This window comes from Pseudomonas sp. App30 (genome assembly GCF_047947025.1).
Classification (GTDB): Bacteria; Pseudomonadota; Gammaproteobacteria; order Pseudomonadales; family Pseudomonadaceae; genus Aquipseudomonas.
Genome location: NZ_CP133165.1, coordinates 6321544 through 6338354, shown reverse-complemented (window position 1 = coordinate 6338354; position 16811 = coordinate 6321544). Strand labels below are relative to the sequence as shown.

Annotated in this window: 18 protein-coding genes; 9 read left to right on the top strand and 9 right to left on the bottom strand. The window is 66.3% G+C overall.

Features of this window, described 5'->3' with window-relative positions:
• Window positions 1-87: 87 nt before the first annotated feature.
• Window positions 88-996: a glutaminase B gene (glsB, locus tag RAM80_RS29245; RefSeq protein WP_416423853.1), complete on the top strand. Its 909-nt coding sequence runs from the start codon at window positions 88-90 to the stop codon at window positions 994-996.
• A gap of 77 nt (window positions 997-1073) precedes the next feature.
• Here the strand turns inward: glsB and gloA are convergent, their stop codons facing one another.
• Window positions 1074-1601, bottom strand: coding sequence for a lactoylglutathione lyase (gene gloA / locus RAM80_RS29240; RefSeq protein WP_416423852.1), 528 nt, complete (start codon window positions 1599-1601; stop codon window positions 1074-1076).
• A gap of 172 nt (window positions 1602-1773) precedes the next feature.
• On the opposite strand from gloA, the gene RAM80_RS29235 reads away from it, so the two are divergent.
• Window positions 1774-2334, top strand: coding sequence for a twin-arginine translocation signal domain-containing protein (locus tag RAM80_RS29235; RefSeq protein ID WP_416423851.1), 561 nt, complete (start codon window positions 1774-1776; stop codon window positions 2332-2334).
• Window positions 2335-2346: 12 nt separating this feature from the next.
• Window positions 2347-3915 carry a GMC family oxidoreductase gene (locus tag RAM80_RS29230; protein ID WP_416423850.1) on the top strand — a complete coding sequence of 523 codons (1569 nt, stop codon included), beginning with the start codon at window positions 2347-2349 and terminating at the stop codon, window positions 3913-3915.
• A 7-nt stretch (window positions 3916-3922) separates the two neighbouring features.
• Here RAM80_RS29230 and RAM80_RS29225 read toward each other — a convergent pair whose 3' ends face one another.
• Both RAM80_RS29225 and RAM80_RS29220 read right to left on the bottom strand, forming a co-directional pair.
• Window positions 3923-4543: a UbiX family flavin prenyltransferase gene (locus RAM80_RS29225; RefSeq protein ID WP_416423849.1), complete on the bottom strand. Its 621-nt coding sequence runs from the start codon at window positions 4541-4543 to the stop codon at window positions 3923-3925.
• Window positions 4540-6030, bottom strand: a complete 1491-nt coding sequence (locus tag RAM80_RS29220; RefSeq protein ID WP_416423848.1) for a UbiD family decarboxylase — start codon at window positions 6028-6030, stop codon at window positions 4540-4542. The genes RAM80_RS29225 and RAM80_RS29220 overlap by 4 nt, the downstream gene beginning before the upstream one ends.
• A gap of 116 nt (window positions 6031-6146) precedes the next feature.
• Between RAM80_RS29220 and RAM80_RS29215 the strand changes: the two genes are divergently transcribed.
• Window positions 6147-7028, top strand: coding sequence for a LysR substrate-binding domain-containing protein (locus RAM80_RS29215; protein ID WP_416423847.1), 882 nt, complete (start codon window positions 6147-6149; stop codon window positions 7026-7028).
• Window positions 7029-7069: 41 nt separating this feature from the next.
• Here the strand turns inward: RAM80_RS29215 and RAM80_RS29210 are convergent, their stop codons facing one another.
• Window positions 7070-7531: an Lrp/AsnC family transcriptional regulator gene (locus RAM80_RS29210; protein WP_416423846.1), complete on the bottom strand. Its 462-nt coding sequence runs from the start codon at window positions 7529-7531 to the stop codon at window positions 7070-7072.
• Window positions 7532-7694: 163 nt separating this feature from the next.
• Between RAM80_RS29210 and RAM80_RS29205 the strand changes: the two genes are divergently transcribed.
• From RAM80_RS29205 to RAM80_RS29195, 3 genes are all read left to right on the top strand, one after another.
• Entirely contained in the window at window positions 7695-7940 is a 246-nt protein-coding gene (locus RAM80_RS29205; RefSeq protein WP_416423845.1) for a hypothetical protein, read from the top strand.
• A gap of 130 nt (window positions 7941-8070) precedes the next feature.
• The gene (gene pcsA, locus RAM80_RS29200; RefSeq protein WP_416423844.1) at window positions 8071-8799 is read left to right on the top strand and encodes a phosphatidylcholine synthase; all 729 of its coding nucleotides are present in this window, start codon (window positions 8071-8073) and stop codon (window positions 8797-8799) included.
• A 79-nt stretch (window positions 8800-8878) separates the two neighbouring features.
• Window positions 8879-9244, top strand: coding sequence for a hypothetical protein (locus tag RAM80_RS29195; RefSeq protein WP_416423843.1), 366 nt, complete (start codon window positions 8879-8881; stop codon window positions 9242-9244).
• Window positions 9245-9541: 297 nt separating this feature from the next.
• Here the strand turns inward: RAM80_RS29195 and RAM80_RS29190 are convergent, their stop codons facing one another.
• From RAM80_RS29190 to salA, 3 genes are all read right to left on the bottom strand, one after another.
• Entirely contained in the window at window positions 9542-10321 is a 780-nt protein-coding gene (locus tag RAM80_RS29190; protein ID WP_416423842.1) for a MetQ/NlpA family ABC transporter substrate-binding protein, read from the bottom strand.
• On the bottom strand, window positions 10318-11493 hold the full coding sequence (gene solA / locus RAM80_RS29185) for an N-methyl-L-tryptophan oxidase (protein WP_416423841.1): 1176 nt from the start codon (window positions 11491-11493) through the stop codon (window positions 10318-10320). Before solA ends, RAM80_RS29190 begins: the two co-directional genes overlap by 4 nt.
• Window positions 11494-11598: 105 nt before the next feature.
• A complete protein-coding gene (gene salA, locus RAM80_RS29180; RefSeq protein ID WP_416423840.1) occupies window positions 11599-12852 on the bottom strand; it encodes a salicylate 1-monooxygenase in 1254 nt (417 codons plus the stop codon).
• Window positions 12853-12966: 114 nt separating this feature from the next.
• Between salA and RAM80_RS29175 the strand changes: the two genes are divergently transcribed.
• Together RAM80_RS29175 and RAM80_RS29170 are read left to right on the top strand one after the other, a co-directional pair.
• Window positions 12967-13866, top strand: coding sequence for a LysR family transcriptional regulator (locus tag RAM80_RS29175; protein ID WP_416423839.1), 900 nt, complete (start codon window positions 12967-12969; stop codon window positions 13864-13866).
• Between the two features lie 42 nt (window positions 13867-13908).
• Entirely contained in the window at window positions 13909-14460 is a 552-nt protein-coding gene (locus RAM80_RS29170) for a cysteine hydrolase family protein (RefSeq protein ID WP_416423838.1), read from the top strand.
• A gap of 117 nt (window positions 14461-14577) precedes the next feature.
• Here RAM80_RS29170 and RAM80_RS29165 read toward each other — a convergent pair whose 3' ends face one another.
• Window positions 14578-15669, bottom strand: coding sequence for an extracellular solute-binding protein (locus tag RAM80_RS29165; RefSeq protein WP_416423837.1), 1092 nt, complete (start codon window positions 15667-15669; stop codon window positions 14578-14580).
• A complete protein-coding gene (gene aguA, locus RAM80_RS29160; RefSeq protein WP_416423836.1) occupies window positions 15666-16778 on the bottom strand; it encodes an agmatine deiminase in 1113 nt (370 codons plus the stop codon). Before aguA ends, RAM80_RS29165 begins: the two co-directional genes overlap by 4 nt.
• Window positions 16779-16811 lie beyond the last annotated feature (33 nt).

Below are 16811 nucleotides of genomic sequence, written 5' to 3'. Positions count from 1 at the left end.
CCCCACCATTTGCGGCGCCTGGTCAACGTGTGATGCCGCGCCGGGAAACGGCGTCTAGTCACCGGCATTCCAACAACAAGGCCCCCCATGCAAACGCTCCTCAACCAGATCCTCGACGAAGTCCGCCCGCTGATCGGCCAGGGCAAGGTCGCCGATTACATTCCCGCACTGGCCGAGGTGCCGGCGAATCAGCTGGGCATTGCCGTGTATGGCAACGACGGCAGCCTGCACAGCGCCGGCGATGCGTACACGCCGTTTTCGGTGCAGAGCATTTCCAAGGTGTTCAGCCTGGTGCAGGCCATCGGGCATTCCGGGGAAGCGATCTGGGAGCGGCTGGGGCATGAGCCGTCGGGGCAGCCGTTCAATTCGCTGGTGCAGCTGGAGTTCGAGCGTGGGCGGCCGCGCAATCCGTTCATCAATGCCGGGGCGCTGGTGATCTGCGACATCAACCAGTCGCGCTTTGCCGCACCGGCGCTGTCGATGCGTGATTTCGTCCGGCGGCTTTCAGGCAACCCCCATGTGCTGGTGGACGGCAAGGTGGCGGAGTCGGAGTACCAGCATCGCTCGCGCAACGCGGCCATGGCGTACCTGATGCAGTCGTTCGGCAATTTCCACAACGAGGTGGAGGCGGTGCTGCGCAGCTACTTCAGCCATTGCGCGCTGCAGATGAACTGCGTGGACCTGGCCAAGGCCTTCTGTTTCCTCGCTAACGAGGGCTTCTGCAAGCACAGCGGCGAGCAGATCCTGACGCCGCGGCAAAGCAAACAGGTGAATTCGATCATGGCCACCAGCGGCCTGTACGACGAGGCCGGCAACTTCGCCTACCGCGTGGGGCTGCCGGGCAAGAGCGGCGTGGGTGGCGGGATCATCGCCGTGGTGCCGGGGCAGTTCACCGTGTGCGTGTGGTCGCCGGAGCTGAACGCGGCGGGCAACTCGCTGGCGGGGATGAAGGCGCTTGAGCTGTTGAGCGAACGGATCAACTGGTCGGTGTTTTGAGCCGACGGATTTGCGGCGGCCCCATCGGGCCAAGGCCGGCTCCTACCCCGTCCGCGTTGGCGCCGGCACGCTTGATGTTACTGCCCCAGATCAGCCAACAAATCCGCCTGCACAATCTCGATCCAGTACTCGTCCGGGTCACTGATGAACGCCACGTCCTTCATGCCCTTGTCCAGGCGCTTGACGAACGGAATCTGCAGCCGCTCGAAGCGCGCGCAGGCTGCCTCGATATCCGGCACGCTGAAGCAGATGTGGCCAAACCCGCGCGGGTCCTTGTTGCCGTTGTGGTACTGCGAGTCGTCGCTCTCGGTGCCCCAGTTGTGGGTCAGCTCCAGCACCGACTGGCGGCCGAAGGTATACACCTGGCGGGCGCCGCGCTCGTCCGGCACGTCCTCGCCCGCCGTCATGGCCAGGAACAGCAGCGAAAACCTCGCGTCGGGGAAATCCACCTGGCGCAGCAGGCGCATGCCCAGCACGCGGGTGTAGAAGTCCAGCGAGCGGCACGGGTCCTTGACCCGGATCATGCTGTGGTTGAACACGTAGGCCTGGGTTTCGGCATCGGGTTCCAGGCACACGCCTGGCTGGTTTTCGCTGATGAAGGACATGGCAGGGGCACTCAAGTGAGGTGGCCCAGTCTAGGACTGCCGCGCCACCGCCGGGTAATAGGCGCCTACTACGGGTCTAAGCTTATTCCAACGTAGTAGGCGCCTATTACCCGCCCCCCGCTGGCGTTACTACTATGGGTTGCGTGACAACAACAATAAGAAGGACTTCGCCATGAGTAACCTGACACTCGATCGTCGCCGGTTTCTTCAGGGCAGCGGCGGCGTGCTATTGGGCACGCTGCTGTTCGCCAGCGGTCCCATTGCCCTGATGGCCCCCAGCCAGAGCTGGGCCCTGCCCATGACCACCCTGGACAGCGACAGCGGCGACAAGCTGCTGCTGATGATCCGCCGCATCTACCCCCACGACACCATGGAAGACGCGGTCTACGCCTTCCCGGTGCAGGCCCTGGACCAGAAGGCCAGCACCGACCCCGGCGTCGCCGACACCCTCAGGCAAGGCATCGCCACCCTCGACCAGAAGGCCGGCGGCGACTGGCGCAAGCTCGACGCGGCGCGCCAGTTCGCCATCCTCCAGGACATCCAGGACACACCGTTCTTTGCCCTGGTGCGCGGCAACGCGGTCAACAGCCTGTACAGCAACGAGCTGGCGTACCTGCACTTCGGCTACGAAGGCGCGTCCTTTCCCAAGGGCGGCTACCTGATGCGCGGGTTCAATGACCTGTCCTGGCTACCCGCCCCACCCGCCTCGGCCAGCCCCGATCCGTTCTCCTGAGGAAGCACGCCCATGACCAACTTCAACCATGACGACGACTCGGTCGTGGTCGTCATCGGCTCGGGTGCCGGCGGCGGCACCCTGGCCAACGAACTTTGCCAGAAAGGCATCAAGGTGGTGCTGCTCGAAGCCGGCGCGCGGCAGAGCCCGGGCACCTTCATCAACGACGAATGGCCATCGTTCTCGCAGCTGGCGTGGGGCGACACGCGCACCACCTCCGGCACCTGGCGGGTGGCCAAGGACTTTCCCAACCTGCCCGCCTGGATCTGCAAGACCGTGGGCGGCACCACCACCCACTGGGCCGGCGCCAGCCTGCGCCTGCAGGAACACGAATTCCACGCGCTGCAGACCTACGGCGCGATCCAGGACGCCAACCTGCTGGACTGGCCGGTGACCCTGGCCGAACTTGAGCCCTACTACGCCCGCGCCGAGGACAAGATGGGCGTGACCCGCACCAACGACATCCCCGGCCTGCCCGGCAACAACAACTTCAAGGTGCTGTACAACGGCGCGCAGAAGATGGGCTACACCGAGTGCTCCACCGGCCACATGGCCATCAACAGCCGCCCACGCGCCAACCGCGCCTCGTGCCAGCAACTGGGCTTCTGCTTCCAGGGCTGCAAGATGGGCGCGAAGTGGTCGACGCTGTACACCGAAATCCCCGCCGCCGAGGCCACCGGCAAGCTCGACCTGCGCCCTTCATCACAAGTGGTGCACATCGAACACAACGACCAGGGCCTGGTGAACGCCGTGGTCTACGCCGACGCCACCGGCCAGCTGCAACGGCAGAAGGCGCGACTGGTGGCGGTGGCCGGCAACGCCATCGAGACCCCGCGGCTGCTGCTCAACTCCCACAGCGGCCGGTTTGCCAACGGCCTGGGCAACGGCGCCGGCATGGTCGGCAAGCACTACATGCGCCATACCACCGGCTCGGTGTTCGCCGAATTCAGCGAACCGGTGCACTTCTACCGCGGCACCATCATGGCCGGCATCATCAGCGACGAGGTGAAGTTCAAGCCCGACCGCGGCTTCGTCGGCGGCTACGAGATGGAGACGATCTCCCTGGGCCCGTCGTTCCTCGGCGCCTTCTTCAACCCCGGCGCCTGGGGCCCGGATTTCACCCGGGTGATGGAGCAGTACACGCACCTGGCCGGCCTGTGGATCGTGGGCGAGGACATGCCGCGCGAGAGCAACCGCGTCACCGTCAACGACCAGGTCAAGGACCAGTTCGGCATGCCGGTGGCCAACGTCCACTACGACGACCACCCCAACGACCTGGCCATGCGCGAGCACGCCTACACCCAGGGCCAGGCGCTGTATACGGCGGTGGGCGCGCTGAAGACCCACCGCGTGCCGCCCTACCCCTCCACCCACAACCTGGGCACCTGCCGCATGAGCGCCAAGCCCGAGGACGGCGTGTGCAACGGCTTCGGCCAGAGCCATGAAATCGCCAACCTGTTCATCAGCGACGGCAGCCAGTTCACCACCAGCGCGGCCGAGAACCCGACGCTGACCATCGTCACCCTGGCGATTCGCCAGGCGGACTACATTGCCCAGGCCATGAAGGACCAGCGCGTCTGACCGTCAGTCAGTGGCCCACGGCCGCCGCGTACTTGCGCGCGGCCGGTGCCACGTCGATGCTCTCGCCCCAGCGCGGCATGTCCTCCACCTCCAGGCCGAAGCTGTCCAGCGCCCGCGCCACGGTGTGGTCGACGATGTCGGCAAGGCTTGTGGGGTGGGTGTAGAACGCCGGCACCGGCGGGTGGATCACCCCGCCCAGGTCGCTCACGGCCAGCATGTTGCGCAGGTGCCCGGAATGCAGCGGCGCCTCGCGCACCATCAGCACCAGGCGCCGGCGCTCCTTGAGCACCACGTCGGCGGCGCGGGTCAGCAGCGTGGTGGTCACGCCGCTGGCGATTTCGGCCAGGGTGCGCACCGAGCACGGCGCCACCAGCATGCCCAGGGTGCGGAACGAACCGCTGGCAATGCTGGCGCCGACGTCGGCGATGGGGTGCACGTGGTCGGCCAGGGCATACAGCTGCTCGCGGCTGAGGTCGGTCTCGTAGGAGCGGGTCATCTCGGCGGCCTTGGACACCACCAAGTGGCTCTCCACGTCCAGGGCCTTGAGCATCTGCAGGGCACGAATGCCGTAGATGATGCCGGTGGCGCCGCTGATACCCACCACGAGGCGTTGGCGTTTAGTGCTCATGCTGGCCTCCGGGGAAACAGTTCTGGGGCGTAGGGGTGCGGGTCGACGTCGACGAACTCGGCGCGGGTGAAATGCTCGCGCAGGTGGAACGGCGCGGTGCAGTCGAAGATGGTCTTGCAGGTGTTGCCGCGCACCAGCAGCGCCGGGTTGTATTCCGGGCCTTGGGAGGGGTCCAGCACGTGGCCGGGCACGCCGGGCAGGAACAGCGTGTCCATGTCGCCCTGGTAGCGGGTCTGCATGGCCCACAGCACATCGTTGGAGTCGAAGGGGTCGACGTCCTCGTCCACCAGGATCACGTTTTTCAACTCGCGGTACACGCCCAGGGCAATGATCGCCGCCTGGCGCTGGCGGCCTTCGTCGCCGGCCTTGCGCTTGGCCACCTGCAAAATCGCCAGGAACTTGCCGCCACCAGCGGTGTGCGCGTACACATTGACCAGGAAGCCGGGCATGGCCAGGTCGACGGCGTTGCGAATGCTGGCCTCGGTGGGAATGCCGGCCAGGTTGGTGTGTTCTTCGCCCGGGCCCACCAGGGTCTGCAGGATGGCCTCGCGGCGCATGGTCACGGCAGTCACGCGGATGATCGGCAGCGCCGGGTTGGCCGGGCCGTTGTAGCCGGGAAACTCGGGCATGGCGTGGCCGGTGTTGGTGTTGATGTCTTCGCGCATGCGCTCATGGGGCAGGATCTCGCCCTCGATGACAATCTCGGCGCGGGCGATGGACTTCTGGTTCACGGTCACCGCGTCCACCAGTTCCACGCCGGTGCCGCGCAGGCCACCGGCAATCTTCAACTCGTCGTAGCCCAGTGGCGTGGTCGGTGCCTCGAAACAGGCGCCGATCGGGATGGCCGGGTCCAGGCCCATGTTGATGGTGATGGGCAGCGGCTTGCCGGCGGCCTCGGCCTTCTGGCGGAAATGGTCGATGTGGCGGTCAGGGGCGAAGAAAATCGTCAGTTTGTCACGGTCCTGCACGCACAGGCGGTGGATGGTGACGTCGGTGTGGCCGTGCTCGGGGTCGCTGCCCAGCACCAGGCCCAGGCAGAAGAACGGCCCGGCGTCCTCCTCGGTGTTGGTGGGGGCCGGCAGCAAGGTGCGGATATCGAAGTCGGGGTCGTCGGCGTGGAAGACGATTTCCTGGCACGGCGCGTCGGCGTGGTCGACCATCACCGGGTCGACGGGGTTGCGCACCGCCTCGCCCATGCGTTCGGCGAGCTTGTCCGGGGCGCTGTCCAGCAGCAGGCCGACGCGTTCGCGGCTGGCCATCAGGCCCACCAGCACGCGGGAATGGGGGTAACCTTCAATGGTGTTGAAGATCATCGCCGGGCCCAGTTGGGTCGGGCGCTTCACCGTGCCGCCCGCGCCGATGCGGCGGTAGACGCCGGCCAGTTGCGCGTGAGGGTTTACCGGGTGGTCGGTTTCCAGCAGCTGGCCGGGGTGGTCTTGCAGGCGGGCGAGCGCGCTGCGCAGGTCGTTGATCGGTGGCTTGGGCATGGGTTCTTCGCCTCTTTGGCTGTACACGTAAGGTGCAACCACAATGAACCCGAATGAATGGATGATCCATCCACTGGAAGGTGTGTTATTGATAAGAAAAAACTTATAATCAAACCATGACGACTTCCCTGCGCCGCCTCGCCTACTTCCTCGACGTGTGTGAAACCCTGCACATCGGCAAATCCGCCGAGCGCCTGGGCATCGCCCAGCCGGCCCTGAGCCAGCAGATCAAGAAGCTCGAAACCGAGCTGGCGGTGCAGCTGTTCCTGCGCCGCAAGCGCGGCATCGAGCTGACCGTGGCCGGTGCCGCCTACCGCCTGGAGGTGCAGCGCCTGCTGGCCATGCACGAGCAGGCCAGTGAGGTGGCGCAGCGCACCGCCCGTGGCGAGCTGGGCTCGATTCACCTGGGGTATGTGGGCTCGGCGATGTTCGAGCCCGAGTTCCCGTCACTGCTCAAGCGCCTGCGCAGCCAGTACCCCGGCGTGCGCCTGGCCCTGCATGAGCAGCGCATCGAGGACCAGCTGGCCGCCCTGCAGCGTGGCGAGTTGGACATCGCCGTGGTTCGTGCGCCAGGCGTAGAGCTGGGGCCGCGCCAGCACAAGCGCGTGGGCTCGCGGCGGCCGCTGATCGTCGCCCTGCCCAACGACAACCCGCTGCTGGCGCAGGCCGCGGTGAGCATCACTGACCTGGCGCCCGAGCCGATGATCAGCTTCGACGACCCCTCCAGCCTGGCTATCCTGCAGATCGCCCACACCCTGGCCCAGCGCGCCGGCGTGCAGTTGAACGTGGCCTGGCGGGTGCCGGAAGTGGCGAGCATTCTCGGGCTGGTGGCGGCGGGCATGGGCTATGGCATCGTGCCGGCGTCGATTGCCAGCCTGGCGATGCCGACGGTGAGTTTCCGGCCGCTGACCGATGAAGGCGCGTACGCGGAGCTGTGGTATGTATGGAACGAAGACCGCATCACCCCCGCCATCCAGCGCTTCCTGGACCTCCTGTAGCAGCTGCCGCAGGCAGCGTCACCAGCACCGCGCTGGCCAAATCAAGGCGCATAGCGCAGCGGCAACCGCGTGGAATACTTGATCTGCTCCATGGAAAAACTCGAGCTGATGTCCGACAGCCCCGGTATGCGAATCAGCTGCTTGTACACCGCGTCATACCCCGCCACGTCCGGCACCGCCACGCGCAGTAGATAGTCGGTGTCGCCGGCCATGCGGTACACCTCCACCACCTCTTCGATATCGGCCACGGCGCGGTGGAAGCCTTCGATCCACTCGGCGTTGTGCTGGGTGGTGCGAATCGAGACGAACACCACCACGCCCACGTTCAGCTGCTTGCCATCGAGCAGCGCCACGCGGGCGCGGATGATGCCGGTTTCTTCCATTTTCTGGATGCGCCGCCAGCAGGCGGTGCTGCCCAGGCCGATCTGGTCGGCGATGTCGCTGACCGAGCGGGTGCAGTCCACCTGGAGGATGTCGAGGATGGCGCGGTCGAGTTTGTCCATCAGAAGGCCTTGAAAGCGGGTTTTGGCGAATTTTATTCGCACGCGGCAGGGAATGACAGGTGAATATTTCACGGCGACCAGCGGTCCCGGGTGTTCAGCTGCCCTTCAGGTTGGCTTGGTATAACGGAACCAAGGCCCTGATACGTCACCCGGAGGCACCGCCATGTTTCGAGCCGTCCACCTGCACGTCAGCTTCCCGCGTTTCGGCAAAAACATGTTCCGCCAGCACGTGGTGCTGCGCAGCACGCCCACGCTGATCCACAACCCGCGCTACGCCGCGGTGCTGATGCCCCAGACCAGCCGCCACTTCAGCAGCGAGGTGGTGGGCCTGAATGACCCGTTCCGCTTCCTCAACGCTATTTTGCAGGCCAACCTGCTGGACACGCCGGTACACCACCCGGCGGCCTGAACGCAAAAACCTCGGCGGCACATGCCGCCCATTGCCTATTCTGAGATCACCGCGCTGAACCCTGCCGGCCGCACCCGGTCTGTAGGTGCAGCCAGCATGTCGCTGCCCTTCCCTTTTTCGGAGACGCATTGTGATCTCGACCCTGCACCTGGCCAGGCTCAAAGCCTGGGGCGCCCATGGTTTCACCGCGACTGGCGTGGTCACCGCCTTCCTGGCCACCCTGGCGCTGTTCGAAAACCAGCCCAAGGCCTGCCTGATGTGGCTGGGCGTGGCGCTGATCGTCGACGGCGTCGACGGCTCGCTGGCGCGCCGGGTGAACGTGCAGACGGTGTTGCCGCATTTCGACGGCTCGGTGCTGGACCTGGTGATCGACTACCTCACCTACGTGTTCATCCCGGCGCTGTTCATCTACCGCTACATCCCGCTGCCCGACTACACCGCGCTGGTGGCCACCTCGATCATGCTGGTGTCGTCGCTGTTCTGCTTCTGCAACGTCAACATGAAGAGCAAGGACAACTACTTCCAGGGCTTCCCCGCCGCCTGGAACGTGGTCGCCCTGTGCCTGTACACCCTCAGCCCGTCGCCGTGGTGGACCCTGGCAACCATCGTGCTGCTGGCCCTGCTGACCGTGACCCGGATGAAATTCCTCCACCCGTTCCGGGTGCGCCGCTTCATGCCCGTGAACATCGCCGTCACCGCCATCTGGCTGCTGTGCAGCCTGTCGCTGGTGCACGACCACCCGGCCATCAACCCGCTGGTGCTGACGCTGTGGCTGCTGATGTCGGCGTACTTCCTTGGCGTGTGCCTGTGGCGCACGGCGGCGGACTGGTTTGAGCGCAGCGATACGCCTGCGCCATGACGCTCAAGATTGGATCACAACCATGGCAGCGTAGTATCATCGTGACATCGCCAGCCTGAACCCGGATGTGATTTTCCCAATGCGTTTGCCTCTTCTCCTCGCGCTGTCGGCCAGCGTGTTCAGCATTTCCCACGCCAACGCGGCCGACGACCCACGCCTTGTCTGCTCGGCCTACTACGAATTGCTCTCGGTTGATGGCGACCAGCTGGACATCAGCGCCAAGCAGGCTTCCAAGGCGTTCTACGCGCTGTTGAAGCAGGCAGGCGATACCCCCCAGGCGCAGGAAGTGGTGGCACAGCAACTGGTAACACTGCGCAAGGAAATCCCGGGGCAGATGAGCGTCGAAAGCATCGCAGCGTTCCGGGCCAAGCATGACTCAGGCTGCAGGACACTGCTGAAAGCGGCCTGGTGCGAGGTCTACAAAGACCCAGGCGCCTGCACGTAGCAGCAATTGTCTTGAAACGGTGTCGTCTGCATCGCGACTAAAGTCGGCTCCTACGCCGTACGTGGTAGGAGCCGGCCTTGGCCGCGATGCAGGCGACGCGATCGACGAGGTACACGGGACCCTGTAGCAGCGGCCGAAGGCCGCGTCGCAAGGCGCCGCGGTGCGCCTGGTACACCACGGTTGCAAGACGCCGGCCCCTGTAGCAGCGGCCGAAGGCCGCGTCATAAGGCGCCGCGGTGCGCCGGGTACACCACGGTTGCAAGACGCCGCCTGCGGCAGCTGCTACGGGGGGCGGGGTTAGAACGCCGGGACTACGTCGCCGTGGTAGCGCTGCTGGATGAACTGCTTCACCTGCGGCGAGGTCAGCAGCGCGCCCAGTTTCTGCACCGCCGGGTCGTTGGCCTTGTCGCGGCGCACGTACAGGTAGTTGGCGTAGGGCGAGTCCGAGCTTTCGATGAACAGCGCATCTTTGTGCGGCTCAAGCCTGGCCTCCAGCGCGTAGTTGGCGTTGATCAGCGCCAGGTCCACCTGGTTCAGCACGCGCGGCAGCATGGCCGCTTCCAGTTCCTGGAACTTCAGGTGCTTGGGGTTGCTGACGATGTCCTGGCGGGTGGCCATGATGTTGCTCGGGTCTTTCAGGGTGATCAGGCCTTGCTTGGCGATCAGCAGCAGGGCACGGCCCGAGTTGGCGGGATCGTTGGGAATGGCGATGGTGGCGCCGTCCTTCAGCTCGGCAATATTCTTTATTTTCTTCGAGTAAGCCCCGAACGGCTCGATGTGTACCGCCACGATCGGCACCTGGTCGCTGCTGGGACGGTCTTTCTTGTAAGCCTCGTAATACGGCTTGCTCTGGAAATAGTTGGCGTCCAGCAGCCCTTCGTCGGTCTGGCGGTCGGGCTGCACGTAGTCGGCGAACACCTTGACGTCCAGGGTCACGCCTTCCTTGGCCAGCTCCGGTTTGAGGAATTCGAGGATCTCGGCGTGGGGCACCGGCACCACGGCGATTTTCAGGGTTTCGGCATAGGCCGAACCGACGGCGGCGACCAACAGCGCCAATGACAGGGCGACACGTTTCACGATTGTTTTCCTTTGAAGCGTTGCAGGGTGAAGGACGACAGGTCCAGGTCGGTGGTGCCGCGGGTGCACCACTGGGCGAACGCTTCGCCCAGCGCGGCGGAGTGTTTGAAGCCATGGCCCGAGCAGGCCGACACCATCAGGGTGTGCTGCAAGGACGGGTGCTCATCGATGATGAAATGGCGGTCGGGGGTGACGGTGTAGGCGCACACCGCCGATTTCACCACCCGCGGGCCGACGCCGGCGATGCGGCCCTGCACCTGCTGGGCGTACATGGCCTGCTCCTCGGCAGGCGCCACGCGGCGGTCCAGGGTGTCGGGGTGCGAGGCGGTGTGGTACTGGGCGGTGGCGATCTTCACGGTGCCCTCGCCCGGCAAGGCAGGGAAGCCGTAGTTGACCTTGTCGTCGCCGCGGCCGTGGGTCAGGATGAAGGTCGGCGAGGCGCCCAGCAGCGCCTCGTCCGCAAGTTCGAACCAGAACAGCTGCTGGCGGTACACCTCCAGCAGGCCGTCGAATGGCGCCCCCAGCAAGCCACCGGCCCAGTTGCCGGCGCTGATCACCAGCTTGTCGGCCTGCAGGGTGCGCTGGTCGGTGGTTACCGTCACGCCCTGGGCGTCCGAGGTGATCGCAGTCACGGTCTCGCCCTTGTACAGGGTAGCGCCGTGCTGCTCGGCCAGTTTCAGCTGTACATCGATGCAGCGCTCGGGCCGCACGAAACCGCCACCCGGCTCGAAATAGCCGATGGCATCGTCACGCACGTGGGCGAACTGCGGGAAACGTTGGCGGATCTGCCCGGCGTCGAGCACTTCGTGTTCGATACCGTAGGTCTGCGCCAGGCCAATGGTGCGCAGGGTGAAATCGCTGCTGTCACTGGGGTCGAAATCCGGGCTGGAGGTCAGCACCAGCAGGCCCGACTGTTCAAACAGCGCCTCGCCCGACAGCGCTTCCAGCTCGCGCCAGATGCGGTGCGAGTTGCGCACGATGGGCACGTACTGCGCGCCCTCGCCCACGGACAGCCGGGTGATGCGCGTGTCACCGTGGCTGGAGCCGAAGGTATGGGGCGGGTGATGGCGGTCGATGCCCGCCACCTTCACGCCCATTTTGGCCAACTGGTAAACGGTGGCGGCTCCCATGGCGCCCAGGCCCAGGACCAATGATTCGAATCGTTTCGTCATCAACTGTCGTCCCTGCAAAAGGCGTGTAGTTGATTGAAAAACGTCAGCAAAAACAAAGATTAAAAAATTATAACCTTATGCCCGTAGCAGCGGCCGAAGGCCGCGTCAGCGCCAGTCGAGAATCCGCTGCGCCGCGGCCAAATTGGCTTCAAGGTCATGCCGCCACAACCAATCGAAACGGCTGGCCAGGGTGGCTGACAGCGCCGGCTCTTCGCGGGCGAACGACAGCGCGCGTCCTTCGTAGAGGTCCCCCGCTTCGCGCGAAGTCTGCTGCACGCGGCTGGCCCGTGGCCGGCGCAGGGCGTCGTAGGCCTGCAACAGGGTATCGGGCGCGGTGCCCAGGGCGCGGCGGTCGCCCAGCAGGCGCGCCAGCAGCCAGGCGTCTTCCAGGCCCTGGCCGGCGCCGGCGCCCTGGTGGGGCAGCATGGCGTGGGCGGCGTCGCCGATCAGCGCCACCCGGCCATGGGCGTAGCCAGCCAGCGGCTCGATGTCGTGCAGCGCCCACAGCGACGGCGGCGGCATGCAGCCCAGCAGCACCTGCACCGCCGGGCACCAGCCAGCGAACGCCTGCAGCAGTTCGGCGTGGCTGGCGGCGCGTACCCAGGGCTGCTCCGCCGGCCAGGGCGTGGCGTCGGTGACGAACGCCACCACGTTGATCAGACGCCCCTGCTTTACCGGGAAGGTAAGGATGTGCGCATCCGCGCCCAGGTACATCTGCGGCACGTCGATCAGGTGAGTGTCGATGCCCTGCTCGGCATAGGCAGCGCGCAGGTGCGCGCTGTCGATCAGCCCGCGGTAGGCACGGGTGCCGCTGAAGCACGGCGCCACCGGCGGCTGGCCCAGGCCTTCAAGCACGTGCTGGCGCAGGCTGGACTTGATGCCGTCCGCGGCGATCAACAAATCACAGCGGTGCTCACTGCCATCGGCGAAGGCAACCGTGGCCTGCCCCGCCGCCTGTTGCACCGCCACCGCACGTTTGCCGAAGCACGCCACGCCGGGCGGCAGCTGCCGGGCCAGGGCGTCGAGGAAGTCGGCACGGTGCACCGAGGACTGGCCCACGCCCGGCGCCACGCTGGCCCCCAGGTAGCCGGCGTCGGCGCTGCGCCGCCACTCGAACCACACGTCCTGCCAGGGCGCCGGGGTGGCGTCGGCGATCTGCCGGTACGGCCCGCCCAGGCCCAGGCCTTCGATGGCGCGCACGGCGTTGGCGCCGAACGACACGCCAGCGCCGACTTCACCAAAGGCCGCGGCCGCCTCGAACAGCTGCACCCGCAGATGTTGATGGCGCGCCAGGTCCAGGGCCAGCGCCACGCCGGCGATACCGCCGCCGACGATGCCAATACTCAGAGCAGTTTGCATGGGGAAATTCCTGTTGTTGTTGGAGTGCCCCGAGCATGCCCGCCTCACCTCTATTGATAAATGGCGCAAACTGCATAGACACTATCACCACCCTGAATACGCACCGGGACGACCATGGAACTGCGTGACCTGGACCTGAACCTGCTGGTGGTGTTTCACCAGTTGCTGCTGGACCGCAGCGTCAGCGCCGCCGCCGACAGCCTGGGGCTGACCCAGCCGGCGCTGAGCAATGCGCTCAAGCGCCTGCGCAGCCGTCTCAACGACGAGCTGTTCGTGCGCACCCGCGAAGGCATGGCGCCGACGCCCTATGCGCTGCACCTGGCCGAGCCGGTGGCCCAGGCCCTGGCCACCCTGCGCGGCGCGCTGAACCACCCGGCCGGCTTCGACCCGGCCAGCAGCCAGCGGCGCTTCGTGGTGGCGATGACCGACATCGGCGAAATCCATTTCCTGCCGCGCCTGCTCGAAACCTTGCTGCAACGCGCGCCGGGCGTGGCCGTCACCACCCTGCGCGCCCACCCCGGCCTCAACGAACAACTGGCCAATGGCGAGGTGGACCTGGCCGTGGGCCTGCTGCCAGGCCTGCAAGCCGGGTTCTACCAGCGTTGCCTGTTCCACCACCGCTACGTGGGGTTGTGCCGCCAGGGCCACCCGCTGACCCGGGGCCCGGTGACCGCCGAACGCTACTGCGCCCACGGCCACGTGCGCGTGGTGGCCGCCAGCACCGGCCATGAGGCCGTGGAAACGCACCTGAACCGCGCCGGCCTGCGCCGCGACATTCGCCTGCAGATCCCGGACTTCGGCGCCCTGGGCCACATCCTCCAGCACAGCGACCTGGTCGCCACCGTGCCGCAACGCCTGGCCAGCAGCTGCCTGCAACCGTTCGGCCTGGCCACCGTGGCGGTGCCGGTGGCGCTGCCGGACATTGCCATCAACCTGTTCTGGCACGCCAAATATCATCGCGACCCGGCAAACCAGTGGTTGCGCGGTTTGATGGCCGAAGTGTTCACTGATTGAATCGCTGCCGCGCCACTCCATTATCGACGCCAAGGACCTGCCATGCCCGCACCGGACGCCAACACCGCCCTGCTGATCATCGACATGCAACAGGGCATGAACACCCCTGCCCTGGGCCGCCGCAACAACCCCGGGGCCGAGGCGCACATCGCGCAACTGCTGCACGCCTGGCGTACGGCGCAGCGGCCAGTGGTGCACGTGCGGCACATCTCGCGCACGCCTGGCTCGGTGTTCTGGCCGGGCCAGGCGGGCTGCGCGTTCCAGCCAGCGCTGGCGCCGCTGGACCACGAGCACGTGGTGGAAAAAAACGTCCCGGACGCGTTCATTGCCACCGGGCTTGAGCGTTGGCTGCATGTGCGCGGCATTCGCCACGTGGTGATCGCTGGCGTGGTCACCAACAACTCGGTGGAAGCCACGGCGCGCACCGGCGGCAACCTGGGCTTCGCGGTGCAGGTGGTGGGCGACGCCTGCTACACCTTCGACCAGGTCGACCTCAACGGCCGCACCTGGCCGGCCGAAGACGTGCATGCCCTGTCGCTGAGCAACCTGGCGATGGACTACGCCACCATCGTCGACACCCACGAGCTGGTATGACACTACGCCCGGACGCAGCCTGCGGCAGCTGCTGCATCCTGTGGGAGCTGGCTTGCCAGCGAGCTGTTGGGGCCATAAAAGCTCGCTGGCAAGCCAGCTCCCACAAGACAGTTGCTGCTACGGGGTTGGTTCGCCGGCCTTGAGGGTGGTGAATGCCCGGGTCAGCGCGCGGTTGAAGGCCTTGCCGTTGTCGTTCTTGCTGAACAACGTGGCGCGCACGGCCGCCGGTGGGTAGGTGCCGGGGTCGTTGCGGATCTCGGGGCTGACCAGCGCGTCGGCGGCGGTGATGGCGTTGGCATAGTGGATGGTGTCGGTGATGGGCGCGATCACGTCCGGGCGCATCAGGAAGTCCATCAACGCCAGGCCCGCCGCCGGGTGCGGGGCGTCCCGGGGGATGACCATGGCGTCGAACCAGATCAGCGTGCCCTCCCGGGGAATGCTGTAGTGCAGGCTGAACGGCTTGCCGGCCTGCTTGGCCTGGGCCGCGGCGATGCCGACGTTGCCGTTCCAGGACATGGCCACGCAAGTGTCGCCGTTGGCCAGGTCGCTGATGTTGCGGTCGTTGTCGAAGTAGCGCACGTAGGGGCGGATCTTCATCAGCTGCGCCTGGGCGGTCTTCAGGTCGGCCAGGCTCTGGTTGTTGATGTCCAGCCCCAGGTAGCGCATTACCGCGGCGTACAGCTCGTTGGGGTCGTTGAGCAGGCTGACCCCGCAGTCGGCGAATTTCGCTACCACGGCCGGGTCGAACAGCATCGCCCAGCTGTCGGTCGGGGCGTTGGCCAGGCGCTTGTTCACCGCTTCCTGCTGGTAACCAAAGCCGGTGGTGCCCCAGCCGTAGATGCCGGCGTAGCGGTTGCCCGGGTCGAACACCGCCATGTGCTGGCGGAACTCGTCGCCGATGCCGTTGAAATGCGGCAGTTGCGCCTTGTCCAGGGGCTGGATGGCCTTGGCCTCGATAGCCCGGCTAAGGTGCTGGCCGGCGCTGAGCACCAGGTCGTAGCCGCTGCCGCCGGTCAGCAGCTTGGTCTCCATGGTTTCCAGCGAGTCGAAGTGGTCTTCCACCACGCGAATGCCGGTCTCGGCCTCGAAACGCTTGAGGGTGTCCGGCGCCAGGTACTCGCCCCAAATGTATAGGTTCACCGTGGGCGGCTCGGCGGCGGCCGCGCCCACGGCCGCCGTCAGCAGCGCGGCTGCGAGCAGGCCTTTCATGCCGGTACCCCGCCGGCGTATTGCGGCATGGTGATGCACGCCACGTTGCCGCCGCCCAGGAGGATTTCCCGCGAATTTTCGATGCCGATGATGCGGTGGCCGGGGAACAGTTCGGCCAGGGTGGCCTGGGCCGCCTGGTCGTGCCGGCCACCGAACAGCGGCACCACGATCACCGAGTTGCCGGCGTAGTAGTTGATGTACGAGGCGCAGATTTGCGTGCCGGCCTGGCGCACGTGGGTGCCGTCGATGTGGTCGAGGCCGGCGGCCTCCTCGGCGGTCCATTCCAGCACGTCGGGCTGCTGCAGCTTGTGCACCACCAGCTCGCGGCCGCGGCTGTCGCGGGTGCTGCGCAGGATATCGTAGGCCTCCTGGTAGATTTCCCACTGCGGGTCGTCGCGGTTGTCGGTCCATTGCAGCACCACCTCGCCGGGCCGCACGAAGCAGGCCAGGTCGTCGACGTGGCCGTCGGTCTCGTCGAATTTGCAGCCGCGTGGCAGCCAGATGATCTGCTCGGCGCCCAGGTAATCGGTGAGGCGCCGGGTGACTTCGTCCTTGCCCAAGTGGGCGTTGCGGTTGCGGTTGAGCAGGCACTGCTCGGTGGTGAGAATGCTGCCCTGGCCGTCGCTCTGGATGCCGCCCAGCTCGGCGATCAGTGGCGCGCGGTAGCGGTCGAAGTGCTCGATTTCGAGGATTTTCTGCGCGATCTGGTCGTCCTTGTCCCAGGGGTAGTAGAGCCCGCCGTCCAGGCCGCCGTAGGCGTTGAACTGGAAGTCGACGCCACGCACCTCGCCGCTGGTGTCGTTGACCACGAAGCAGGGGCCGCTGTCGCGGAACCAGGTGTCGTTGCAGGTCATCTCCACCACGCGCACCTGCTCGGGCAGCAGGCGCCGGGCGTTGGCGTACTGGGCGGCCGAGGCGCACACCGTTACCGGTTCGCTCAGGGCGATGGCGCTGACAATCTGCACCCACACCTGCTGCGCCGGCTTGCCGCCGTTGCGCCACACGTCCGGGCGCTCGGGCCAGCCGAGCCAGCAACGGCTTTTGCGCTCGAATTCGCCGGGCAGGCGGAAACCATCGGCCTTGGGGGTGGTGTGCAGGGAGCGGGACATGGGCAACGCCTCGTTGGGTGGGGATGACAGGCA

What these genes read in the sequence shown, in the direction of transcription:
- glsB (WP_416423853.1), top strand. Translation starts at nt 88, where the DNA reads ATGCAAACGCTCCTCAACCAGATCCTCGACGAAGTCCGCCCGCTGATC.
- gloA (WP_416423852.1), bottom strand. Translation starts at nt 1,601, where the DNA reads ATGTCCTTCATCAGCGAAAACCAGCCAGGCGTGTGCCTGGAACCCGAT.
- RAM80_RS29235 (WP_416423851.1), top strand. Translation starts at nt 1,774, where the DNA reads ATGAGTAACCTGACACTCGATCGTCGCCGGTTTCTTCAGGGCAGCGGC.
- RAM80_RS29230 (WP_416423850.1), top strand. Translation starts at nt 2,347, where the DNA reads ATGACCAACTTCAACCATGACGACGACTCGGTCGTGGTCGTCATCGGC.
- RAM80_RS29225 (WP_416423849.1), bottom strand. Translation starts at nt 4,543, where the DNA reads ATGAGCACTAAACGCCAACGCCTCGTGGTGGGTATCAGCGGCGCCACC.
- RAM80_RS29220 (WP_416423848.1), bottom strand. Translation starts at nt 6,030, where the DNA reads ATGCCCAAGCCACCGATCAACGACCTGCGCAGCGCGCTCGCCCGCCTG.
- RAM80_RS29215 (WP_416423847.1), top strand. Translation starts at nt 6,147, where the DNA reads ATGACGACTTCCCTGCGCCGCCTCGCCTACTTCCTCGACGTGTGTGAA.
- RAM80_RS29210 (WP_416423846.1), bottom strand. Translation starts at nt 7,531, where the DNA reads ATGGACAAACTCGACCGCGCCATCCTCGACATCCTCCAGGTGGACTGC.
- RAM80_RS29205 (WP_416423845.1), top strand. Translation starts at nt 7,695, where the DNA reads ATGTTTCGAGCCGTCCACCTGCACGTCAGCTTCCCGCGTTTCGGCAAA.
- RAM80_RS29195 (WP_416423843.1), top strand. Translation starts at nt 8,879, where the DNA reads ATGCGTTTGCCTCTTCTCCTCGCGCTGTCGGCCAGCGTGTTCAGCATT.
- solA (WP_416423841.1), bottom strand. Translation starts at nt 11,493, where the DNA reads ATGACGAAACGATTCGAATCATTGGTCCTGGGCCTGGGCGCCATGGGA.
- salA (WP_416423840.1), bottom strand. Translation starts at nt 12,852, where the DNA reads ATGCAAACTGCTCTGAGTATTGGCATCGTCGGCGGCGGTATCGCCGGC.
- RAM80_RS29175 (WP_416423839.1), top strand. Translation starts at nt 12,967, where the DNA reads ATGGAACTGCGTGACCTGGACCTGAACCTGCTGGTGGTGTTTCACCAG.
- RAM80_RS29170 (WP_416423838.1), top strand. Translation starts at nt 13,909, where the DNA reads ATGCCCGCACCGGACGCCAACACCGCCCTGCTGATCATCGACATGCAA.
- RAM80_RS29165 (WP_416423837.1), bottom strand. Translation starts at nt 15,669, where the DNA reads ATGAAAGGCCTGCTCGCAGCCGCGCTGCTGACGGCGGCCGTGGGCGCG.
- aguA (WP_416423836.1), bottom strand. Translation starts at nt 16,778, where the DNA reads ATGTCCCGCTCCCTGCACACCACCCCCAAGGCCGATGGTTTCCGCCTG.